20 protein-coding genes are annotated in these 22,623 nt (G+C 67.6%); 11 read left to right on the forward strand and 9 right to left on the reverse strand.

Annotation, left to right across the window (positions count from 1 at the left end; translation table 11 throughout):
- Window positions 1–239 precede the first annotated feature (239 nt).
- The 6 genes from LOKHON_RS14645 to LOKHON_RS14670 all read left to right on the forward strand — a co-directional run bounded on the left by LOKHON_RS14645 (window position 240) and on the right by LOKHON_RS14670 (window position 6,214).
- Window positions 240–902: a paraquat-inducible protein A gene (locus tag LOKHON_RS14645; protein WP_017927433.1), complete on the forward strand. Its 663-nt coding sequence runs from the start codon at window positions 240–242 to the stop codon at window positions 900–902.
- A complete protein-coding gene (locus tag LOKHON_RS14650; protein ID WP_017927434.1) occupies window positions 899–1,531 on the forward strand; it encodes a paraquat-inducible protein A in 633 nt (210 codons plus the stop codon). Before LOKHON_RS14645 ends, LOKHON_RS14650 begins: the two co-directional genes overlap by 4 nt.
- Window positions 1,528–4,233 carry an MlaD family protein gene (locus tag LOKHON_RS14655; protein ID WP_017927435.1) on the forward strand — a complete coding sequence of 902 codons (2,706 nt, stop codon included), beginning with the start codon at window positions 1,528–1,530 and terminating at the stop codon, window positions 4,231–4,233. The genes LOKHON_RS14650 and LOKHON_RS14655 overlap by 4 nt, the downstream gene beginning before the upstream one ends.
- A 3-nt stretch (window positions 4,234–4,236) precedes the next feature.
- Window positions 4,237–4,803, forward strand: coding sequence for a PqiC family protein (locus LOKHON_RS14660; RefSeq protein WP_017927436.1), 567 nt, complete (start codon window positions 4,237–4,239; stop codon window positions 4,801–4,803).
- A gap of 119 nt (window positions 4,804–4,922) precedes the next feature.
- Window positions 4,923–5,132, forward strand: a complete 210-nt coding sequence (locus tag LOKHON_RS14665; protein ID WP_017927437.1) for a hypothetical protein — start codon at window positions 4,923–4,925, stop codon at window positions 5,130–5,132.
- 122 nt (window positions 5,133–5,254) lie between these two features.
- A complete protein-coding gene (locus LOKHON_RS14670; protein WP_017927438.1) occupies window positions 5,255–6,214 on the forward strand; it encodes a magnesium transporter CorA family protein in 960 nt (319 codons plus the stop codon).
- Window positions 6,215–6,248: 34 nt separating this feature from the next.
- Here LOKHON_RS14670 and LOKHON_RS14675 read toward each other — a convergent pair whose 3' ends face one another.
- The 8 genes from LOKHON_RS14675 to LOKHON_RS14710 all read right to left on the reverse strand — a co-directional run bounded on the left by LOKHON_RS14675 (window position 6,249) and on the right by LOKHON_RS14710 (window position 16,559).
- Window positions 6,249–7,880, reverse strand: a complete 1,632-nt coding sequence (locus LOKHON_RS14675; protein ID WP_017927439.1) for an alpha-D-glucose phosphate-specific phosphoglucomutase — start codon at window positions 7,878–7,880, stop codon at window positions 6,249–6,251.
- A 4-nt stretch (window positions 7,881–7,884) separates the two neighbouring features.
- Entirely contained in the window at window positions 7,885–9,996 is a 2,112-nt protein-coding gene (glgX, locus tag LOKHON_RS14680) for a glycogen debranching protein GlgX (RefSeq protein ID WP_033315376.1), read from the reverse strand.
- A complete protein-coding gene (gene glgA, locus LOKHON_RS14685) occupies window positions 9,993–11,432 on the reverse strand; it encodes a glycogen synthase GlgA (RefSeq protein WP_017927441.1) in 1,440 nt (479 codons plus the stop codon). The genes glgX and glgA overlap by 4 nt, the downstream gene beginning before the upstream one ends.
- Window positions 11,432–12,694: a glucose-1-phosphate adenylyltransferase gene (glgC, locus tag LOKHON_RS14690; protein ID WP_081610540.1), complete on the reverse strand. Its 1,263-nt coding sequence runs from the start codon at window positions 12,692–12,694 to the stop codon at window positions 11,432–11,434. Before glgC ends, glgA begins: the two co-directional genes overlap by 1 nt.
- A 172-nt stretch (window positions 12,695–12,866) precedes the next feature.
- Window positions 12,867–13,508, reverse strand: a complete 642-nt coding sequence (locus LOKHON_RS14695; protein ID WP_017927443.1) for a nucleoside/nucleotide kinase family protein — start codon at window positions 13,506–13,508, stop codon at window positions 12,867–12,869.
- 26 nt (window positions 13,509–13,534) lie between these two features.
- The gene (locus tag LOKHON_RS14700; protein WP_017927444.1) at window positions 13,535–14,329 is read right to left on the reverse strand and encodes an ATP-binding cassette domain-containing protein; all 795 of its coding nucleotides are present in this window, start codon (window positions 14,327–14,329) and stop codon (window positions 13,535–13,537) included.
- Complete coding sequence (locus LOKHON_RS14705) at window positions 14,326–15,390, reverse strand: ABC transporter permease (protein ID WP_017927445.1); 1,065 nt, start codon at window positions 15,388–15,390, stop codon at window positions 14,326–14,328. The genes LOKHON_RS14700 and LOKHON_RS14705 overlap by 4 nt, the downstream gene beginning before the upstream one ends.
- Before the next feature lie 143 nt (window positions 15,391–15,533).
- Window positions 15,534–16,559, reverse strand: coding sequence for a sugar ABC transporter substrate-binding protein (locus LOKHON_RS14710; protein ID WP_017927446.1), 1,026 nt, complete (start codon window positions 16,557–16,559; stop codon window positions 15,534–15,536).
- A gap of 148 nt (window positions 16,560–16,707) precedes the next feature.
- Here LOKHON_RS14710 and LOKHON_RS14715 point away from each other — a divergent pair, with 148 nt between their 5' ends.
- From LOKHON_RS14715 to LOKHON_RS14730, 4 genes are all read left to right on the forward strand, one after another.
- Complete coding sequence (locus LOKHON_RS14715; protein WP_017927447.1) at window positions 16,708–17,907, forward strand: ROK family transcriptional regulator; 1,200 nt, start codon at window positions 16,708–16,710, stop codon at window positions 17,905–17,907.
- Between the two features lie 203 nt (window positions 17,908–18,110).
- Complete coding sequence (gene otsB / locus LOKHON_RS14720; protein ID WP_017927448.1) at window positions 18,111–18,893, forward strand: trehalose-phosphatase; 783 nt, start codon at window positions 18,111–18,113, stop codon at window positions 18,891–18,893.
- A gap of 2 nt (window positions 18,894–18,895) precedes the next feature.
- Window positions 18,896–20,275: an alpha,alpha-trehalose-phosphate synthase (UDP-forming) gene (locus LOKHON_RS14725; protein WP_017927449.1), complete on the forward strand. Its 1,380-nt coding sequence runs from the start codon at window positions 18,896–18,898 to the stop codon at window positions 20,273–20,275.
- A gap of 232 nt (window positions 20,276–20,507) precedes the next feature.
- A complete protein-coding gene (locus tag LOKHON_RS14730; protein ID WP_425412394.1) occupies window positions 20,508–21,425 on the forward strand; it encodes a YihY/virulence factor BrkB family protein in 918 nt (305 codons plus the stop codon).
- Window positions 21,426–21,477: 52 nt separating this feature from the next.
- Here the strand turns inward: LOKHON_RS14730 and LOKHON_RS14735 are convergent, their stop codons facing one another.
- Window positions 21,478–22,290 carry a response regulator gene (locus tag LOKHON_RS14735; protein WP_017927451.1) on the reverse strand — a complete coding sequence of 271 codons (813 nt, stop codon included), beginning with the start codon at window positions 22,288–22,290 and terminating at the stop codon, window positions 21,478–21,480.
- Between the two features lie 117 nt (window positions 22,291–22,407).
- On the opposite strand from LOKHON_RS14735, the gene LOKHON_RS14740 reads away from it, so the two are divergent.
- The gene (locus tag LOKHON_RS14740) at window positions 22,408–22,623 is read left to right on the forward strand and encodes a NepR family anti-sigma factor (RefSeq protein ID WP_017927452.1); all 216 of its coding nucleotides are present in this window, start codon (window positions 22,408–22,410) and stop codon (window positions 22,621–22,623) included.

Genomic DNA, 22,623 nt, shown 5'->3' on the forward strand with positions numbered 1-22,623 from the left:
GAAACCCGCGCGCGCCGCTCCCGACCCCCCGGCCTTCGTTTTCTTTTTCCCTTCCCTTTCCATGCGTGTCGGCAGGCGCAGCGCTTGGAGACGGCGCGATCCCATTCACCATTCCCCAAATACGCGAAAAGCCGACGCTTCGGCCCCGGCCGCATCGCATGGTCATAGGCGCCGCCCCGTGGTCATTCCCCGCCCGCGCGCCTATCATGCGGCGTGACTGATCTCACGGACGGACCCCCATGCACAGCACTGACATCGCGCAGGTCGATCCCGGCGAGCTCATCGCCTGTCCGCAATGCGACGCGCTGTACCGCGCGCGGATGCCGGGGCATGGCGAACGCGCGACCTGCGCGCGTTGTCACACGGTGCTGATCGCCCCGCGAAAGCGCGCGGGCATGATCATCATCGCGCTGGCGGCGGCGCAGCTGATCCTCGTGCTCGGCGCGGTCTGGTTTCCGTTCCTGAAGATCAGCCGGCAGGGCTTCGTCAACAATGCGACGCTGCTCGACGCGGCGCTGAGCTTTACAGGCGGGCCACTGCTGGTGCTGTCGCTCGCGGTGACGGCGTTGATCGTGCTGGTGCCGCTGGCGCGGGCGATCCTCACCATCTACGTGCTCGGCCCCTTGGTGTTCGACCGGCCCGCGCCGCCCGGCGCGCTGCGGCTCTTTGCCATGTCCGAAGAGATGCGCCCATGGTCGATGGCCGAGATCTTCGCGCTGGGCTGCGCGGTGGCGCTGGTCAAGGTCGCCGATCTCGCGCATCTGAGCTTCGGCCCGGCCTTCTGGATGTTCGCGGGGCTGGTGTTTCTCACGGTGATCCATGACCGCTGGATGTGCCGCTGGTCGGTGTGGCAGGCGCTCGAACACGGCTACGGCGCGCGCCGTGACAAGGCCACGGCATGAGCGGGCCGGTCACCGCGCGCGCGGCGGGGTTCGTCGCCTGCACCCGCTGCACCCGCGTCTGGCCCGGCGGCACCGCGCAATGCGGCCGCTGCGGCAAGCCGCTCGTGTCGCGCGACACCCATAGCCTGAGCCGGGTCTGGGCGTGGTGGGTGGCGGGGCTGTTGTGCTACATCCCGGCCAATCTCTACCCGATGCTGCGCACGCGGGTGCTGTTCACCACCTCCGAGGACACCATCGTCGGCGGCGCGGTGGAACTGGCGCTGCATGGCGCGCCTTTCGTGGCGCTGATCATCCTGGTTGCCTCCGTGGCGATCCCGATCGGCAAGTTCGTGGCCATTGCGTGGCTGGCCGTCTCGGTGCGGCGCGGCAGCCGCACGACACCGCATTCGCGCCACAGAATGTATGAAATCGTCGAGTATATCGGCCGCTGGTCGATGATCGACGTCTTCGTGGTTGCGATCCTGACGGCGCTGGTGCAGTTGAATCTGGCCGCCTCGATCAAGCCGGGCCCGGCGGCGCTCGCCTTCGCACTCTCGGTGATCTTCACGATGCTCTCCGCCCAAGCCTTCGACCCGCGCCTGATCTGGGATCGCGCGGAAGACGACACCGACGCCGGGCCCCGCGCGTGAGCGCAGAGCTGCCCGAGGTCCCGGTGTCCGGCCCGAAACGTTCGCTGCGCAGCCGTGTCTCCGTGGTCTGGCTGGTGCCGGTGGGGGCGCTTGCCGTGGCGCTGGGCATCGGCTGGCAAAGCTGGAACGACCAGGGCCCGCTGATCGAGGTGACCTTCGAGGATGCGGGCGGCGTGCTGGCGGGCGAGACCGAGCTGCGCTTTCGCGACGTGGCCGTGGGCGTGGTCGAGGAGGTGGGCTTTACCGACGGGCTCGACCGGGTCCGCATCGCGATCCGCCTCGACAAGGACGTGGCGCGCTATGTCGATGCCGGCTCCGATTTCTGGATCGTCCGGCCCGAGGTCACGACCGAAGGCGTCTCGGGGCTCGATACGGTGCTGTCGGGCGTCTATATCCGCGGCCAGTGGGATGGCCGGGCCGGATCGGAGGAGACCAGCTTCGAGGGGCTGGAGCGCCCGCCGCTGCTCGGCCCCGACCAGCAGGGCATCGAGATCACGTTGCGCGCCACCGAAGGCGTGCTCTCCGGCAACAGCCCGATCCTCTACAAGGGGGTCGAGGCGGGCCGGATCGGCGAGGCGGGGGTCTCGACCGACGGGTTCTACGTCGAGGCGCCGGGGGTGATCTACGCCCCCTATGACAACCTCGTCACCGAAACCACGCGGTTCTGGGACACCTCCGGCTTTTCGGTCAAGATCGGCACCGGCGGCGCCGAGATCGATTTCGACAGCGTCGCGGCGCTGCTCGCGGGCGGGCTGGCTTTCGACACCTTCGTGTCCGGCGCGACACTGGCCGAGGACGGCCAGACCTTCGAGGTCTACGACGCCGAGGAAACGGCGCGCAATTCGGTGTTCAACACCCCCGACGGGCCGTCGCTCAACCTCGTGGCGGTGTTCGACGGCAATGTCTCGGGGCTCGCCGTCGGCGCGCCGGTCGAGCTTGACGGGGTGCGCATCGGCTCGGTTTCGGGGCTCAACGGGCTGGTCGACGAGGAGCGGTTCGGTGATCGCGGCGTGCGGTTGCAGACCGTGCTCAACATCCTGCCCTCGCGGCTTGGCATGGCCACCGATGGCGGCGTCGAGCAGGCGCTCGAATATTTCGTGGACGAGGTGGCAGAAGGACTGCGCGCGCGGCTCGTCACCGGCTCGATCCTGACCGGCGGGCTCAAGGTGCAGCTGATCGACGTGCCCGGCGCGCGGGCCGCAACGCTCGATGTCAATGCGCTGCCCTATCCCTCCGTCCCGGTCACCCAAAGCGAGATCTCGGACGTGCAGGCGACGGCGCAGGGCACGCTCGACCGGATCAACAACCTGCCGATCGAGGAGCTGCTCGCCTCCGCCACCAGCTTTCTCGAAAACTCGGCCCGGCTGATCGGCTCCGAAGACCTGCAACAGACGCCGGGCGACGTGCGCGCGCTTCTGGGCGACATCCGCGGTCTCGTCGGCTCCGAGGAGGTGCAGGCGGTGCCCGGCCAGATCGGTGGCGTCATGGAGGAGATCGAACTGGTCGTCTCGGATGTCCGGCTGATCCTCGACGAGGTGCGCGCCGCCGAAGCCGTGCGCCGCGTGCTCGAGGCGGTCGACAGCGCCGCCGCCGTGACCGCCGATCTCGACACCGCGCTCGACGGGGTGCCGGAGCTGGTCGGGAACCTCAACCGTGTGGCGGAGAACGCCGCCGACCTGCCGCTCGACCGGCTTCTGGCCGAGGTGTCGGGGCTGGCCGAGGAGGCGCGCGCGCTGGTCGGCGCCGAAGAGACGCAGGCCATGCCGGGACGCATCAACGCGCTTCTGGCCGAGCTCGAAGCCGGCACCGCCGAGGCGCGCGGCCTAGTCGCCACCCTCGACGAGGAGCAGGGCATCGCCCGGCTGCTCGACACGGTGGACGCGGCGGGCGCGGCGGCGGCATCGCTCGATGCCTCGCTCGCGGGGGTGCCGCAGCTGGTGGAGCGGATCGACGCGGTGGCGGCGACGGCGCAGGATCTGCCCGTCGAGGCGCTGCTCGATCAGGTGTCGGGATTGGCGCGCGATGCCCGGGCATTGATCGGTACCGATGCGGCGCGCGCGCTGCCGGGACAGATCGGCACGCTGGCGGGCGAGCTGGAACTCGGCGTGACCGAGGCCCGCGCGCTGCTGGCCGAGGTCAATGCAGGGGGCGGCGGCGAAAGCCTCGTCGCCGCGATCGACAGCGCCGCCCGCGCCGCCGACAGCCTCGACCGGTCGCTTGCCGGTGCGCCGCAGCTGATCGACAGCCTCAACGCCGTGGCGGGCAAGGCCGCCGACCTGCCGCTCGAGGTGCTCGTCGCCGAAGCGAACAGCCTGATCAACTCCGCCGACCGCATCCTGTCGCAGGACACGGCGCGAGCGTTGCCGGGCGAGCTGAACGGCGCGCTCGACGAGCTGCGGCAGATCCTGGGCCAGGTGCGCGAGGGCGGGGTGGTCGAGAACGCCAACGCCACCTTCGCCTCCGCCGCCAATGCCGCCGACCGGCTGGCCGAGGCGGCGCAGACGCTGCCCTCGCTGGTCAGCCGCGCCGAGGCGTTGCTGGTCACCTCGAACGGCACGGTGGGGGTGATCGGCGATGCGACGGAACCGGCGCTGCGCGACCTGCGCTCGGCGCTGCGCGACGTCTCCAAGGCCGCCGAGGCGGTGGGATCGCTCGCCCGTGCCATCGAACGCCGCCCCAATTCGCTTCTGACAGGACGCTAGGCCATGATGAACCGTACTCTCACCGCCATGGCGCTCGTCGCGGGTCTCGCGGCCTGCGGCGGCCCGGAACTGCGCTACGCGGTGCCGCAGGTCGCGCCCGCCGAGAAGATGGCGATCGCCTTTCGCTCGGTCGAGCTGCGAGAGATCACCCTGCCGACCTATGCCGCGCTCGAAGACATCTATGTCGAAACGCCCGAAGGGGTGATCACACCGGCCAAGGATCTGCTCTGGGCCGACGACCCGGTGCGCGCGGCGACGCTGGAGCTGTCGCGGGCGCTGCGCCTGTCGACCGGCGCGCGCGTCGCCTCCGAGCCGTGGCCGTTCGACGATTTCGCCGAGGCGCGGGTCGAGGTCCGGCTGGAGGAATTCCTCGCCGATGCGCAGGGGCGGTTCCGGGTGGCGGGGCAGTATTTCGTGGCGACGCGCGACGCGCTGGGCCGCGACCGCGCCGAAACCTTCGAGATCGCCGTGCCGATCCCGCAGGCCGAGGGCGCCACGGGGCTGGCCGCGGCGCGGGCCGCGGCGATGACGCGTCTGGCCGAAATCATTGCAAGGGACGGGTTGCGCTGAGCAAAACCGGGCCGTGCGAAGGAAACCGGCCTGTTCTTTCGGTGTGGGGGCGGCGCGGTCCTCTTGCGAGGACAGGCGCCTGCGCGCCATGATGATGGCATGACACCGCGAGGAGACCCATGGGCAAGCTGTTCGACATCCAGAGCCCGTTTTTCATTCCGCCATGGCGGCGGGTGCTGGTGGTGGTCCTGACGCTGGGCTGGGCCGGGGTCGAGCTTTGGCGTGGCGCGCCCGGCTGGGCGGCCCTGTTCGGCGCGGCGGGGCTCTGGTGCGCCTACCAGTTCTTCGTGGTCTTCGATCCGCCGCGCGAGGACGCCGGAGAAGACTGAGCGCTGACCGGTCTGCCGCATCGGAAAGGCCGCGGTTTTCATCGCAACCGACCAAGGCAGGTCTGGACGGCGGCCATGGCGCGCTAGCTCCTTGTTTCGACACATGGAACGAGGAGACGCCGATGCTGTCCGCCTATCTTCCCGCCGAAAACGGCCTTGCGCCGCTCGGGGCAGAGCGCGATCTCGGGGAGGCGCTCTGGATCGATCTGTGCGGCCCGGACGCGGAAGAGACGGCGCGAGTCGAATCCTTCGGGATCGGGGTGCCGACGCTCGAGGACATGGAGGAGATCGAAATCTCCAACCGGCTGCACCGCGAGGGCGATTGCCAAGTGATGACGGTGATGCTGCCGGGGCGCGACGCCGAGGACCGGCAGTTCTCGGCTCCCGTGACCTTCCTGTTGACGCCCGACCGGCTGGTGACGGTACGCCATCACACGCCGCGCCCCTTCGCGACCTTTGCCACGCGGGCCGAGCGGTCGAGTGCCGGCTCGGGCACGCCGGTGCGGATCTTTCTGGGGCTGGTCGAGGAGATCATCGCGCGGCAGGCGGATCTGCTGGAGGCCGCGGGCCGCGTGCTCGACCGGGTGGCCAGCGATGTCTATGGCGAGGAAATGAACGACGTCGAGGGGTTGCGTCTGGCGCTGCGCGACATCGGCCAGCAGGGCGAATTGACCGCCAAGGTGCGGCTGGCGCTGTTCACCATGGAGCGGATGTTGTCGACCTTCATGGTCTGGAACGGCACCATGAAGCACCGCGATCCGCAGATCGCGACGCTGGCCAAGGCACAGATGCGCGACATCAACGCGCTCGAGGTGCATCTCGATTTTCTCAACAGCCGCGTGGCGCTGGCGACCGACGCGACGCTGGGCATGATCAATCTCGACGAGAACGCGGTGGTGCGTACGCTGTCGGTGGTGGCGGCGCTGTTCCTGCCGCCGACGTTGATCGCGTCCATCTACGGGATGAACTTTGCCAACATGCCCGAACTCGACGAACCCTTTGCCTATTACATCGCGCTCGGCGCGATGGTGGCGTCGGCGGCGGGCACGTGGATCTGGTTCAAGGCCAAGGGCTGGCTGTAAGGCCCCGCCGCGCGGGCGGCGGGGCCGGGGCGTGTCAGGTGATCACGTTCGGCGCGTCGCGGTCGGTGTGGGACTTGATGCCCGCGATCTCGTCGGCGGCGGCGATGATCGGTTTCAGCGCCTCCTGCGGGTCGCGGTCGCATTTCGCGGGGTCGGTCTCCAGCGCTTCGAGATAGACCCGCAAGGTCGCGCCGACCGTGCCGGTGCCCGACAGGCGAAAGACGACGCGGCTGCCGTCCTCGAAACCCACCCGCAGGCCCTGCGCCGTGGCGCGGGAGCCGTCGACCGGGTCGTCATAGGAGAACTCGTCGGCGGTCTTGACGGTCAGCCCGGCAAAGCTCTGCCCCGGCAGGCTCCCGAGCTTGCCGCGAAGCGCGTCCATCAGGGCGCTGGCCTTGGCGCTCTCCACGTCCTCGTAATCATGGCGCGAGTAATAATTGCGCCCGTATTCGGCGTAATGCTCGGAGAGCAGCTCCTTCACGCTCTTGCCGGTCTCGGCGAGGATGTTGAGCCACAAGAGCACCGCCCAGAGGCCGTCCTTTTCGCGCACGTGGTCCGATCCGGTCCCGGCGCTCTCCTCGCCGCACAGCGTCGCCTTTCCAGCGTCGAGCAGATTGCCAAAAAATTTCCATCCCGTCGGCGTCTCGTAGCAGGCGATGCCCTTCTTCTCGGCCACGCGGTCGACGGCGGCCGAGGTGGGCATGGAGCGGGCCACGCCCTTCAGCCCGCGCTTGTAGGCCGGCGCCAGATGGGCATGGGCCGCCAGCAGCGCGAGGCTGTCGGAGGGGGTGACATAGACGCCGCGCCCCATGATCATGTTGCGGTCGCCATCGCCATCCGAGGCCGCGCCGAAATCGGGCGCGTCGTCGGACATCATCGCCGCGACCAGATCGCTAGCCCAGATCGGGTTCGGATCGGGATGGCCGCCGCCGAAATCGGGCGAGGGCACGGCATTGACCACCGAACCCGACGCCGCGCCGAGGCGGTTTTCTAGGATCTCGACCGCGTAGGGGCCGGTGACGGCGTGCATCGCGTCGAAGCGCAGCCGGAAGCCGTTCGAAAGCAGGGCCCGGATCGCGTCGAAATCGAAGATCTCCTCCATCAGCATCGCGTAATCGGCCACCGGGTCGACCACCTCGACCTGCATCTGCCCGAGCGCCGTCACGCCGGGGGTGGAAAGGTCGATGTCCTGTGTCTCCGTGATGCGGTAGCGGGTCAGCCCCTGCGTCGCGGCATAGATCTTGTCGGTGATGCTCTCGGGGGCTGGGCCGCCATTGGCGGCGTTGTATTTCAGGCCGAAATCGGCGTCGGGGCCGCCGGGATTGTGGCTGGCCGAGAGGATCAGCCCGCCATCGGTGCCGCGCTTGCGGATCAGGTGCGACGCGGCAGGGGTGGACAGGATCGCGTCCTGCCCGACGATCACGCGCGCCGCGCCATTGGCCGCCGCCATGCGCAGGATCACTTGGCTCGCGCGGTCGTTGAAATAGCGCCCGTCGCCGCCAAGCACGAGCGTCTTGCCCTCGATGCCGCCGATGCCGTCGAAGATCGACTGCACGTAGTTCTCGAGGAAATGCGGCTCCTTGAAGGTGCGGGTCTTCTTACGCAGCCCGCTGGTGCCGGGCTTCTGGCCCTGAATGGGCTTAGTGTTCACCGTGATCTGTTCCACTGGTTCAATCTCCTCGGCTTGCGGGATCGGCGGGATCCGTTTGTGACGGCTCCAGCACCATGACGACAACCGAGCGGCCGCGAATGCGGGTCCGGCTGCCATGCGGCTTGGGCGATGCGTCCGGGCGGGCACTGTCGACGTGGCGCACCCAGACATAACCTTCGGGCGGGAAAGGCAGGGTGACAAGGCAGGGGCCGCCATTGTTGACCACGGCAAAGAGCGCGTATTCGAGCGCGGCGTAGTCCGGCGTGCCCGACGCGGTGCGCATCTCGAAGGCCAGAAGCCGACGCTCGGGGTCGCTCCAGTCGGCCTCGGTCATCAGCCGGCCATCGGCGCGGCGCCAGAACAGGTCGGTGCGGTTGTCCTTGCGGCTCTGGGCGTGCAGGAACCGCTTCTGGCGCAGGATCGGATGCGCGCGCCGGAACGCCACCAGCTTGCGCACGAAGCCCAGAAAGCCCGGATCGGTGCCCTCCCAGTTGACCCAGCCGATCTCGTTGTTCTGGCAATAGGCATTGTTGTTGCCCATCTGGCTGTTGCCCAGCTCGTCGCCCGCCAGCAGCATCGGCGTGCCCTGCGACAGCATCAGGGTCGCGAGCATGTTGCGCCGCCGGCGCGCCCGCGCGGCGTTGATCGAGGCGTCCCCGGTCGGGCCTTCGTGCCCCATGTTGTCGGAGTGGTTGGCGGAATGGCCGTCGCGGTTGCCCTCGCCATTGGCCTCGTTGTGCTTCTCGTCATAGGACACCACGTCCATCAGCGTGAAGCCGTCATGCGCGGTCAGGAAATTGACCGAAGCGGTGGCGGGGCGGTTGTCGTGATCGAACTGCTGCGCCGAGCCCGACAGCCGGGCGGCCAGCTTGCCGACCATCGAAGGCGTGCCGCGCCAGAAATCGCGCACCTCGTCGCGGAACTTGTCGTTCCATTCCGCGAACGGCGCGGGATAGGCGCCGAGCTGGTAGCCGCCCGGCCCGATGTCCCACGGCTCGGCGATGAGCTTGGCGCGACCCAGCACCGGGTCCTGCCGCAGCGCCTGAAAGAAGGGCGCGTTGCGGTCGAAACCCTCGGCGCGGCGGCCCAGCGTGGTGCACAGGTCGAAGCGGAACCCGTCCACCCCCATCACCTCGACCCAGTAGCGTAGGCTGTCCATCACCATGCGCAGCACCATCGGATGCTCGATGTTGAGCGTGTTGCCGGTGCCGGTGTCGTCGATGTGGTGGCGCCGGTTCTCGGCGAGGCGATAATAGCTGGCGTTGTCGAGGCCCCGGAACGACAGGGTTGGGCCGAGCTGGTTGCCTTCGCCGGTGTGGTTGTAGACCACGTCGAGGATCACCTCGATCCCCGCGGCATGGAACCGGTCGACCATGGCGCGGAACTCGGCGATGTCATGATTGGCGAGATAGCGCGGCTCGGGGGCGAAAAAGCCGATCGACTGGTAGCCCCAGTAATTCGTCAGCCCCTTTTCGACCAGAAACCGGTCATTGAGAAAGGCGTGGACCGGCAAAAGCTCGACCGCCGTGACGCCGAGACGACCCAGATGGTCGAGGATCTTGTCCGAGGCCAGCCCCTGGAACCGGCCCCGCCCGGCGATGTCGGGCCGGTCGGCGGTGAGCCCGGCGACATGTGCTTCGTAGATCACGGTGTCGGCCATGGGCCGGTCGGGATGCTTGGCGGGCAGCAGGCGCGAGGTGTCGCAGACCACGGCGCGCGGCATGTAGGGCGCGCTGTCGCGGGTGTCGTAGCTCAGATCACCGAGCTTCGAGCGGGTGTCGTAGCCATGCAGCGCATCGTGCCAGATCGGGTGGCCGCTGATCTGGCGCGCGTAAGGATCCAGCAGCAGCTTGTTGGGATTGAAGCGGTGGCCCTCGCCGGGGCGATAGGGCCCGTGCGCGCGAAAGCCGTAATGCTGACCGGGCCGGAGCCCGTGGATATAGCCGTGCCAGACATGGCCTTCGCGTTCGGGCAGGTCGATCCGCGCGGTTTCGCGGCCGAACCGTTCGAACAGGCACAGCTGCATGCGGGTGGCGTTCTGGGAAAAGACGGCGAAGTTGACGCCGCCCGCGTCTGGCGTGGCGCCCAAGGGGTGGGGACGACCGGCGCTGATCCGGGTTCTGGTGCTCATGCGGTGGCGATAGCATCCCGGTACAGCGCCGCATAGGCCCGTGCCGAGCTGGCCCAGCCGACAGGCTGACGCATCGCGTTGGCCTGCATCTGCGCCCAGATCTCGGGCTGGGCGTGCAGATCGCACAGCCGGTCGATCGCGACGGCCAGCGGATCGGCGCTGACGGGATGAAACTGCAGCCCCGTGGCGACACCGCGGTCGATGGCGGCCGGCGAGGCATTGATGACGGTGTCGGCGAGACCACCGGTGAGCGCCACGAGCGGAATGGTGCCATAGCGCAGCCCGTAAAGCTGCGTCAGCCCGCAGGGCTCGAACCGCGACGGCACGAGGATCGCGTCGGCCCCGGCGATGAGCCGGTGCGACAGCGCCTCGTCATAGCCGATGCGCACCGCGACCCCATCCTCGCGCGCGGCCTCGCGGAAGGCCGCCTCGAGGCCCGGGTCGCCCGACCCCAGAAGCGCGAGCTGGCCGCCGCGCTCCAGAAGCGCGGGCAGCGCCGCGAGCAGCAGGTCGAGCCCCTTCTGTTCGGTCAGCCGCGAGACGACGCAGCAAAGCGGTCCCGTGGTTTCGGGCAGGCCCATCTCGGCGCGCAGCGCCTCGCGGTTCGCGGCCTTGCCCGCCGGGTGGCGGTAGGTCTCGGCGATCGCCGGGTCGGTCGCGGGGTTCCAGACGCTTTCGTCGATACCGTTGAGAATGCCCGACAGGTCGCGCCGGCGCGCCCGCATCACCCCGTCGAGCCCCATGCCGAAGTCCGGCTGCATCAGTTCGGCGGCATAGGTCGGCGAAACGGTGGTGAGCCGGTCGGCGCGCATCAGCCCGGCCTTGAGCGCCGAGAGCTTGCCGTAATATTCGAAGCCGTCGGGGTGAAAGCGCGATCGGGGCAGGCGCAGCCTTTCGATCATGTGGTGGCCGGTCAGCCCCTGGAAGGCGATGTTGTGGATCGTCAGCACCGTCGCGCATTGGCCGCCGAACTGGTCGAGGTAATCGGGCACCAACCCTGCCTGCCAGTCATGGCAATGCACCAGATCGGGGCGCCAATCCTGACCGTCGAGCGCCACGCCTTCGGCGCCGATCCGCGCGGCCATCAGGCTCAGCGCGGCAAAGCGTTCGGGGTTGTCGGGCCAGTCCTGCCCGTCGGGGCCGAGATAGATCGATCCCTCGCGCATGTAGAGGTGCGGCGCGTCGATCACGAACAGATCGAGCCCGCCCGCGCGCCCCGCGAGCAGCCGGGCCGAGCCGCCGAACAGGTCGGCCTCGGACATGACCTGTGCCGCACCCGGATCGAGCGCGGCCATCACCGCCGGGTAGCCCGGCAGGATGGTCCGCATCTCGATGTTCTCGGCCCTGAGCGCGCCGGGCAGGGCGCCCGCCACGTCGGCGAGACCGCCGGTCTTGACCAGCGGCACGCATTCGGAGGCGACGGAGAGCGCCCGCATCAGAGCGCCGCGGCCCGTTTGTCGAGCATGGCCTGCGTGATCAGCGTCACGCCGCCATCGGAGACGCGGAAATGCTTGGCGTCCTCTTCGGGATCCTCGCCCACGACGAGCCCTTCGGGAATGTGCACGCCCGCATCGATCACCGCGTTCTTGAGCCGCGCATGACGCGCGACGGTGGCGTAGGGCAACACCACGGTATGATCGAGCACCGAGTAGGAATTGGTGTGGACCTGCGTGAACAGCAGCGAATTGCGCACCTCGGTACCAGAGATGATGCATCCGCCCGAGACCATGGAGGACACCGCCGAGCCGCGCCGGTCCTTTTCGTCATGGATGAACTTGGCCGGCGGCACGCTTTCGGAATAGGTCCAGATCGGCCAGTCTCGGTCCCACAGGTTCAGCTCGGGGTCGAAATTGGTCATGTCGATATTGGCCTGCCAGAAGGCATCGACCGTGCCGACGTCGCGCCAATAGGCCTCGCGCCCCTCGTCGCGGACGCAGCTGTCGTCGAAGCGATGCGCGACCGCCTTGCCGTTCTTGACGATGTCGGGGATCAGGTCGGTGCCGAAATCATGGCTGGAATTTTCGTCCTCGGCGTCGCGCATCAGCAGATCGCGCAGAAAGGGCCACGAAAAGACATAGATGCCCATCGAGGCCAGCGCCTTGTCGGGCTGGCCGGGAATCGAAGGCGGATCCTTCGGCTTTTCGAGAAACGAGGTGATGCGGCTGTTCTCGTCGACATGCATCACGCCGAAGGCGGTGGCCTCCATGCGGGGCACGGTCAGGCAGCCGACGGTGACATCGGCGCCGGAGGACACATGCTGTTCCAGCATCGCCTCGTAATCCATCTTGTAGATGTGGTCGCCCGCGAGGACGACGATGTAGTCGACGTCATAGCCGTCGACGATGTCGACGTTCTGGGTGACGGCATCGGCGGTGCCGCGGTACCACCAGCTTTCGCTCATCCGCTGAGAGGCGGGCAGGATGTCGAGAAACTCGTTGCGCTCGGCGCGAAAGAAATTCCAGCCGCGCTGGCAATGGCGGATCAGGCTGTGCGCCTTGTACTGCGTCGCCACCGCGATCTTGCGAATGCCGGAGTTCATGGCGTTGGAGAGGGCGAAATCGATGATCCGCGCCTTGCCGCCGAAATAGACGGCCGGTTTCACGCGGCGATCGGTGAGTTCGCGCAATCGGGAGCCGCGCCCGCCCGCCAGCACGAAGGCCATGGAGCGTTGGGATAATCTGCGGTGGGTCTGTGTCATGTCGACGGGCCTCCCTGTCCCTTGTCCTCATTGGGCGAAGCGCTGGCCATGTCGGCACGCTGCGCTTCACCTGGATGTGAGCATAGGGCGGAATCGGCATGCAGCAACGCCCAAAATTCCGGCAGAAAATGCGGAAAACCCACATGTTTTCCAAGAATTCAGTGGGCTCGCCTTATCCCGTGCCGGGATGGCGCAGCACCAGATCGGCGGGCAGCACGTGATCGATCACCCGCTGGGCGTTGGGCACGTCGTTGTGCATCGCGCGCTGCGTCGCGGCGGCGCGGCTCAGCCCGTGGCCGAGCCAGCGCGCGATCAGCCGCGCCCGCAGCTCGGGCAGCGGCACGTCGAGATAGGCGGAAATGTCCCAGAGCTTTGCCAGTTCGGACCAGGGCGCTTCGTCGAACAGCAGGTAATTGCCCTCGACGATCACCACCTGCGCGTCGGCCTCGACGAGCTGCGCGCCGGCGATGGCGATGTCGCGGGCGCGGTCGAACACCGGGGCGAACACCTCCTCGCCCCGCGCCAGCCGCTTGACGAGCAAGAGGAAGCCGCGCGCATCGAAGGTCTCGGGCGCGCCTTTCCGGGTTCTGAGCCCCCACAGGTCGAGCACGGTGTTGTCAAGATGAAACCCGTCCATCGGCACGGTGCGCGAGACCAGCTTCTGGCGTTGCAGCCGCTTGGCCAGTTCCTCCGCAAGCGTCGACTTGCCGCTTCCGGGCGCGCCGGCCACGCCGACGATCACCCGGGATTTGCGGCTGGCCAGATCGTGCACCCGATCGGCCAGCGCGTTGATGTGCAGTGTCGTGTCGAGCAACCGCGCCTCTTGTTCCTTGGGGGCCGTCACGCGGCCTCGAACTCGGTCTCGGGAACCTTTGCCCCAGTCATATAGGCCACCGCGTCCGACATCGAATGATTTTTCGGGTCGATGACACAAAGCCGCCTGCCGAGCCGGTGCACGTGGATGCGGTCGGCCAGCTCGAACACATGCGGCATGTTGTGGCTGATCAGGATGATCGGGATGCCGCGCGAGCGCACGTCGAGGATCAGTTCCAGCACCCGGCGGCTTTCCTTGACGCCGAGCGCGGCGGTGGGCTCGTCGAGGATGATGACCTTGGAGCCGAAGGCCGCCGCGCGCGCCACGGCCACGCCCTGGCGCTGGCCGCCCGACAGCGTCTCGACCGCCTGGTTGATGTTCTGGATCGTCATCAGCCCGAGGTCGTTGAGCTTTTCGCGCGCGAACTTCTCCATCGCCGGGCGGTCGAGCTGGCGCAGCCATTTGCCGCGCAGGCCCGGCTTTCGCATTTCGCGCCCCATGAACATGTTGTCGGTGATCGACAGGGCGGGCGACATCGCGAGCGTCTGGTAGACCGTCTCGATGCCGGCGTGGCGCGCGTCGTTGGGCGAGTGGAAGTTGACCTTCCGCCCCTCCAGCGTCACCTCGCCATCCTCGGGGATGACCGCGCCCGACAGCGCCTTGATCAGCGTCGACTTCCCGGCGCCGTTGTCGCCGATCACGGCGAGGATCTCGCCCGGGTAGAGGTCGAAGTCGCAATGGTCGAGCGCCACCACCTTGCCGTAGCGCTTGACGAGATTGCGGCCCTTGAGAATGGGTTCGCGGGTTTGATCGATGCTCATGCCGACACCTTCCTGATCCACTGGTCCACGGCCACGGCGGCGATGATCAGCACACCGATGAAGAAATAGGTCCATTGCGCGTCCGCACCCAGAAGGCGCAGGCCAAGAGAGAACACGCCGACGATCAGCGCGCCGAACAGCGACCCCATGATCGAGCCGCGCCCGCCGAAGAGGGAGATGCCGCCGATCACCACGGCGGTGATGCTCTCGATGTTGGCGTCGTAGCCGGAGGTGGGCGAAACCGAGCCGATCCGCCCGATCAGGGCCCAGCCGGCAAAGGCGCAGATCAGCCCCGACAGCATGTAGACCGAGATCAGCGTGCGCTTGACGTTGACGCCCGACAACTGCGCGGCCTCGGCGTCGTCGCCCACCGCATAGACATGCCGGCCCCATGCGGTCTGGCGCAACACCCAGCCCAGCACCACGATCAGCGCGATCATGAACACCACGCCGACGGTGAACACCGCGCCGCCGATCTCGAACTTGGCGCCGAACAGCTGCAGGATCGGCGCGTTCGCCTCGATCTCCTGCGCGCGGATCGTCTCGTTGGCGGAATAGAGATAGTTGGTGGCGAGAAAGATCTGCCAGCTGCCCAGAGTCACGATGAAGGGCGGCAGCCGCATCACCGAGACCAGCCAGCCATTGACGAAGCCGCAGGCGGTGCCGACCGTCAGGCCGCACAGCACGGCGATCGGTGCGGGGATGCCGTATCGGAAGGTGAACTGTCCCATCACCACCGAGGAGAGCACCATGATCGCGCCGACGCTGAGGTCGATGCCCGCGGTCAGGATCACCAGGCTCTGTGCCGCGGCGACGATGCCGACGATCTGCACCTGTTGCAGGATCAACGTCAGCGCGAAGGGCGAGAAGAAACGCGAGCCCAGAAGCAGGCCGAAGATGACGATCGAGGCGATCAGCACGATCAGCGGCACCAGCGCCGGGGTCACGTGCAGCGCGTGCTGGACCCGGCTCATCACGCCTTTCGAATGGCTCTCGAACTCGGCCACCTTTTCGGCGCGTTTCTCGCGGACCGAGGATTCATAGTGATCGGTGTCTGTCATGAGGCGCCCCTCCCGTGGCGTGTGGCATGGTCCGCGGCGACGCCGCGTGGCCCGCCGTGATCGGGGTGGGGACGCATCCCGCCCCGATCGCGGCCGTTCCGCGCCCCCGCGAGGGCCCGGAACAATTCAATCGTGCCGCGGCCTCAGCCCCAGCAGAGGTTCTGGCCTTCCTCGACCGAGACCGACTCGACGCCGTCGACCGGCTTGTCGGTGACCAGCTTCACGCCGGTGTCGTAGAAATCCTTGCCTTCGGTGTTCTCGGGCAGGGTGCCGTCCTCGGCATACTGGGCGATCGCCTCGACGCCGAGCCGCGCCATGTCGAGCGGGTATTGCTGCGAGGTGGCGCCGATGATGCCGTCGGCGACATTGGCCACGCCGGGGCAGCCGCCATCGATCGACACGATCAGAACGTCATTCTCGCGGCCGATCGCCTTGAGCGCCTCATAGGCGCCGGCGGCGGCGGGCTCGTTGATGGTGTAGACGACGTTGATCTCGGGGTCCTTGGCGAGCAGGTTCTCCATCGCCGTGCGGCCGCCTTCCTCGTTGCCCGCCGTCACGTCGTTGCCGACGATGCGCGGATCGTCCTCGTCGCCCCACTTGTTGGGATCTTTCACGTCGATGCCAAAGCCGGTCAGGAAGCCCTGGTCGCGCAGCACGTCGACCGAGGGCTGGCTCACGCCGAGATCGAGCATCGCGATCTTGGCGTTCTCGGCCTCGTCGCCGAGCTGGGCACGGGCCCATTGGCCGATCAGCTCACCGGCCTTGAAGTTGTCGGTGGCAAAGGTCGCGTCGGCCGCGTCGATCGGGTTGAGCGGCGTGTCGAGCGCGATCACCAGAAGTCCCGCGTCGCGTGCCTGCTCGACCGCCGAGACGATGGCCGAGGTGTCCGAGGCGGTGATCAGGATGCCCGAGGCGCCGTTGGCGATGCAGGTCTCTATCGCGTCGACCTGGGTTTCGTGGTCGCCATCGACGGTGCCGGCATAGGCGTTGAGCGAGATTCCCAGCTCGTCGGCGGCCTGCTGCGCGCCTTCGCGCATCTTCACGAAGAAGGGGTTGGTGTCGGTCTTGGTGATCAGGCAGGCCGAAACGTCCTGCATGTGGCTTTCGGCCTGTGCGCCGCCGGCGGCCGCGACGAGGGCGAGCGCGGTTCCCGCGAGAAGTGTCTTCATGTCCGTAATCCTCCCAGATGTCGCCCCGGGGCTCCTCCACCGCCGGGATCGCGGCCAGATGACACCGATTCCAGAGCGTCGGTCAATAAATAAATCCTGTTGATTTATTAATTGTGGGCGCGTCATGCTGTAGCCGGGAGGACGTCCCATGGACATATCCGAAGTGCGCAGCCTCGCGGGCGGGGCGAACCAGCGCGGGCTGCGCGACCACAACGCGCGTCTGCTGCTGACCTTGCTGCAGCGGCACGGGCCGATGCCGGGCAGCGATCTGGCGCGGCTGTCGGGGCTGTCGCCGCAGACGGTCTCGGTGATCCTGCGCCGTCTCGACGCAGATGGCATGGTGCTGCGCGGCGCGCCGCAGCGCGGCCGCGTCGGCAAGCCGCGCGTGCCGGTGGGGCTGAACCCAGACGGTGCCTTTTCGATCGGGCTCAAGGTCGGTCGGCGCAGCGCCGACCTGATGCTGGTCGATCTGCACGGGCAGGTGCGCGGGCAGCTGCACGACACGTATCGCTATCCCGATCCCGACGGGATCTTGCGGTTTTTGCAGGAAGGACTCGCAAAGCTCGCGGCCTGCCTTCCATCGGCGCTGCGCGACCGGATCGTCGGGATCGGCGTGGCGCGTCCGGGCGAGCTGTGGGTCTGGCAGGAGACGGTGGGCGGGCCGCCCGCGGCACTCGATGGCTGGCGCGGCTTTGATTTCGCCGCCGAGGTCGCGCGGTTTTCGGACTTGCCGGTCTATGTCGAGAACGACGCCACCGCCGCCTGCCGCGCCGAGCACGTGTTCGGCCGTGGCCGGGCGTTCCGCGATTATGCTTATTTCTTCATGGGCTCTTTCATCGGGGGCGGCATCGTTCTCAACCATTCCGTGTTCGGTGGCGCGCAGGGCAATGCGGGCGCGATGGGGCCGTTGCCCACGCATGATGCCCAGGGGCGCCCGGCGCAGCTGCTCGACACGGCCTCGCTGCACATTCTCGAAAAGCGTCTCGTGGCGGCGGGGCACGATCCGTCGCGGCTGTGGATGTTGCCGCAGGACTGGTCGGGGCTCGACGCGGTGGTCGACCCATGGCTCGACGCGGTCGGCGAAGAGCTGGCCCGTGCCGCGGCCACGGTCTGCGCGGTGATCGATTTCGAGGCCGTGCTGTTCGATGGCGGCTTTCCCGAAGCGGTCCGTATGGCTCTCGTGGAGCGGATTCGCGCCGCCATGGGGCGGATCGACCTGCGCGGCCTGGTGCCGCCCCGGATCGAGGCGGGCACGGTCGGGGGGAATGCGCGCGGGCTCGGGGCCGCCTGCGCGCCGATCTTCGCGCAGTTCCTGCTCGACACCCATTCGGGCTTCGCCGCGGCCTGAACGATGGCCCGCGCTGGGCGGAGACGGCGCTTGTCAAGCGATGCGCCATGCCCGACAAATGAAAGGCGGCCTGCCGCGACGGCAGGCCGGGGAAGACCGCCGAACGGGAACCCGCGCCACCGCGCATGGTTGTATCCAAAAGCCACCTTCGCGTCTGCGATCCGGGTGGCTGCGGGCCGTTGGCCGCCAGTTGGAGACAGGGAATGTATTACGAGATGATCGGATTTCACGGTGAGCACCAAAGCGAGCACACGGTCGACGGTGTGCCCGAGCCAAAGCTGGATCGATCGACCCTGTTTCTCGATTTCGACGGCACGCTGGTCGAACTTGCCGATCGCCCCGACGCGATCGAGGTCGATGCCGGCATGGGCGACCTTCTGCGCGCCTTGTCGGCCAAGACCGATGGCCGGGTGGTGATCATCACCGGGCGCGCGATCGAGGATGTGCAGCAATATCTGCAGGGGTTCGACGGCCCGATCATCGGCGGTCATGGCGCGCAGGAGCGCCAGGCGGGCGAGATCCGCAACCACGAGCTGGCCGACCCCGCGACCGTCGGCCATCTGGGAACGATGACCGCGGCCTTCGCCGCCACCCATGAGGGGCTGATCTGCGAGCAGAAGCCGACCGGCGTGGTGCTGCATTTCCGCCAGAACGAGGATCTCGCATCGCAGGCCTACGCCTTCCTTCGGGCGCTTTCCGAAACCCATGACGGTTTCGATCTGCACCACTCCAAGATGGCCTACGAGCTGCGCCCCGCCGGCATCGGCAAGGATGTCTCGATGCGCCGTATGATGGAGAGCGGCGCCTTCGCGGGCACCATGCCGATCTTCTTCGGCGACGACGTCACGGATGAGCCGGCGCTGCACTGGGTGGCCGAGCAGGGCGGCATCGCCGTCAAGGTGGGCGAGGGCGAGACCGCCGCGGGCTGCCGCCTGAAGAATCCCGAGGCCGCCCGGAGGACGTTGCGCCGCTGGGCCGAGGCGTAACCATGTCCGAAGGTCGCCTCATCGTCGTTTCCAACCGCATCCCCACGGAGGCCGCCCCATCGGGCGGCCTGGTGGTGGCGCTGCATGACGCGCTCAAGGAGCGCGGCGGCGTCTGGATCGGAAATTCGGGCAAGCGGGTCGCACCCGAAGAGGCCGCGAAGGGGCTGACCCGGATCGCCGCGGACCCCTATGAGCGCTACAGCTTCGATCTGACCGAGGAGGAGCATGATGGCTTCTATCTCGGCTACGCCAACGCCACGCTCTGGCCGCTTTTCCATCATCGGACCGACCTGCTCGAAGTCGATCCCGACCAGGCCCGGGTCTACCGCGAGGTCAATGAGCGCGTGGCGGGGCTGATCGCCGAGGTGGTGCGGCCCGGAGACGTGATCTGGGTGCATGATTACCATTTCCTGCCTCTGGCCGAGGCGCTGCGCCGTCGCGGCGTGGCGAACCGCGTCGGGTATTTCCTGCACATCCCGTTCCCGAACCCTTCCGACATGCCCGCACTGCCGGAACGCAAGCTGATGCCCGGATGGCTGTCGTCCTTCGATCTGATCGGGCTGCAGACCAAGCGCGACGTGTCGAACGCGCTCGATTTCCTGCGCGACAACGGGGCCGAGATCCTGCTGCGGGGCAGGCTCAAGCTCGATGACCGGCAGTTCGAGGTGGCGAGCTTTCCGATCGGCATCGATGTCGACGGTTTCATCGAAGCCGCCGAGAAGAACGCCGATGCGGGCGAGCATCTGCGCCTGTCGCCGGGCGAGAGGCTGGTGCTCGGGGTCGACCGGCTGGATTACTCCAAGGGCCTGCCGCAGCGCTTCGCGGCCTTTGGCGAATACCTGTCGCACCGGCCCGACCCGCAGGTGCGCGCCACGCTTTTGCAGATCGCGCCGCCTTCGCGCGAGAATGTCGAGGCCTACAAGGACATCCGTCAGGAGCTCGAAACCATCACCGGCCGGGTCAATGGCGAAATGGCCGAGCTCGACTGGACGCCGATCCGCTACATTCGCCGCAATATCGAGCGCGATGTGCTGGCGGGGCTCTACCGGCGCGGCGACGCCTGTCTCGTGACGCCGTTGGCCGACGGGATGAACCTCGTCGCAAAGGAATTCGTGGCCGCGCAGGACGGGGCCGATCCGGGCGTGCTGATCCTGTCGCATTTCGCGGGCGCGGCCGAGCAGATGGACGCGGCGCTGATGGTCAACCCATATGATCCGGGGGAAACCGCCAAGGCGATCGACCAGGCGCTGTCAATGCCGCTGCACGAGCGGCAGGCCCGCCATCTGAGCCTGATGCAGTCGATCCGCGAGACCGATATCGACTGGTGGACCCGGACCTATCTCGCGGCGCTGCAAAAGCCGATCGCGCCTGTCGGAAACTAAATCGAACCGCGTCGATTTTTCTGGGGAACCAAGTGCCGCGCCGCCGGTTTGGTGGATGAAGAGGCGCCGTTCCCTCGCCTCTCTCATTCCCCAAGGCCGGCGGCGGACCTTCCTGATCATTCCCTCGGGGAAGATCCACCGCCGGCCACCCCCATGTTTCCCGTGCCCTTCACAACCTCCGGTCCGCATGCAATCCTGCATGTGAGCGAGCATCCGCTCATGTTATGGCGGAGTGCAGCTGTTGTCCCGATCGACCCGTTTTTTCACCCTGCCGCGCCTGCTGTGGCGGTTGCTGATCGGGCTGTGGACCCTGTCGGGCGAGGTGCAGCTCGGGCTGGTCGCGGCGGGGGTGGCCTTTTACTCGGTCTTCGCGATCTTTCCCGCCATCGCCGCGCTGATCGCGATCTTCGGCCTCGTCGCCGATCCCGAGGTGATCAAGGCGCAGCTCGAACTGATGCGCGAGATCATCCCGGTCGAGGCCTACGGGCTATTGACCGAGCAGTTGAACCTGATGGTGTCGACCCGGCCTGAAACCTTGGGTTTCGCGACGGTCATGTCGACCTTCGTGGCGCTGTTCTCGGCCCGCAATGGGGTCGCCTCGCTGATCCTCGGGCTCAACCAGATCTATGGCCGTCCCAATCGCAACGGCGTGTGGCAACTGCTCGTGGCGATGCTGCTGACCTTTTCGCTGATCGCGATCGCGGTGCTGGCGATGCTGGTGGTGGTGGTCGCGCCGATCCTGCTGGCGGTGCTGCCGCTGGGCAGCGGCACGGGCTGGGCGCTCGAGGCGGTGCGATGGATCGCGGCCTTCGGCATCGTACTGGCGGGGCTCGGGGTGCTCTACCGGTTCGGGCCCAACATGCGCGGCGCGCGTGGGCGCTGGATCACGCCGGGGGCCTTTCTGGTGATCCTGTTCTGGCTGCTCGCCTCTGCCGGGTTCTCGTATTACCTGTCGAATTTCGGCAATTACAACGAGGTCTACGGCTCGATCGGCGCGGTCGTGGCGCTGCTGATGTGGCTGTTCATCTCGGCATGGCTGGTGCTGCTTGGGGCTGCGATCAACGTGGTCTGGGCCCGGATCGTCCGGTCGGGCACCGGCATTTCGCAGGGCGCCATTCATCCCGGCCCGCGGCCAAGAGAGATCGGTTAGGCCGATGCGCGGCGGCAGGTCGCCCGGCCTTTGGGGCCGGGCGAGGGGAGCGTCAGCCGTGCAGGGGGCCCGTCGAGGAAAAGAACATCGCCTGGCTCACCGCCGAGCGCACCTGCTCTTCGCCGTAAGGCTTGGAGATCAAGAAGGCGGGCTCGGGACGCTCGCCGGTCAGCAGCCGCTCGGGGAAGGCGGTGATGAAGATCACCGGCAGGTTGCCATGCGCCTCGAGAATGTCGCGCACGGCGTCGATGCCCGAGGAGTTGTCGGCGAGCTGGATGTCGGCCAGCACGAGGTCGGGCTTTTCCTGCTGCGCCAGCTTGACCGCGTCGTCGCGGGTGCGCGCGACGCCAGTGATGGCGTGGCCCATGTCCGAGACGATGGATTGCAGGTCCATGGCGATGATCGCCTCGTCCTCGATCACGAGGATACGGCCCGAGATGCTGTCTTCCATCTCCTGGCGCGCGATCTTGACGAGATGCGCGACCTCGTCCTCGTCGGTCTGCATGATCTCGGCGATCTCGGCGGTCGAGAAATCCTCGATCGTGTTGAGCAGCAGCGCCTCGCGGGTGTTGGGGGTCAGCTTGGCGAGATGCGCCTGCGCCGCGGCGGCAAGGCCGCTTTCGTCGCCGGAGACGGGCGCGCCGGAGCTTTGCCAGATCAGGTGGAACACGCGAAACAGCGCCGTGCGCGGCGAAGCGTCGGTGTCGAAGACCGAGCGATCCTCGAGAATGGCCTCGAGCGTGGCTGCGGCATAGGTGTCACCGCTGTCCTGGCTTCCTGTCAGCGCCCGCGCATAGCGGCGCAGATAGGGCAGCTCGTGCCCGATCACCGTGGCGAGGTCGGGTGCGGTGGTGGTTGTCGTCATCGGCTGAGAGTCCCCAAATTCATTTTTTCTGGAACCGAACGCGGCCATTGGCATTGTGGTTCCATGATGCGGTCATGCTATGCGAGGCTGCCGACAATGACGAGGGTATAAGCGGGAATGACACAGAGGGACCAGGGGAGCGCGCGTGGAGACATCGACGCCCATCTTAAGCGCGCCTTCCAGCAGCTCACCGACGAGGCTTTGCCAGACCGGTTCACCGATCTGCTGGCGCGGCTGAAGGCCGGTGAGGATGCGGATGACGCATCGTCCGAGGCCGACCAGACGCATTCGGACCGGGAAACGGCGGACGCATCCAAGGTGGGCAGGGGCTAG

This window comes from Limimaricola hongkongensis DSM 17492, from assembly GCF_000600975.2.
Lineage (GTDB): Bacteria > Pseudomonadota > Alphaproteobacteria > Rhodobacterales > Rhodobacteraceae > Limimaricola > Limimaricola hongkongensis.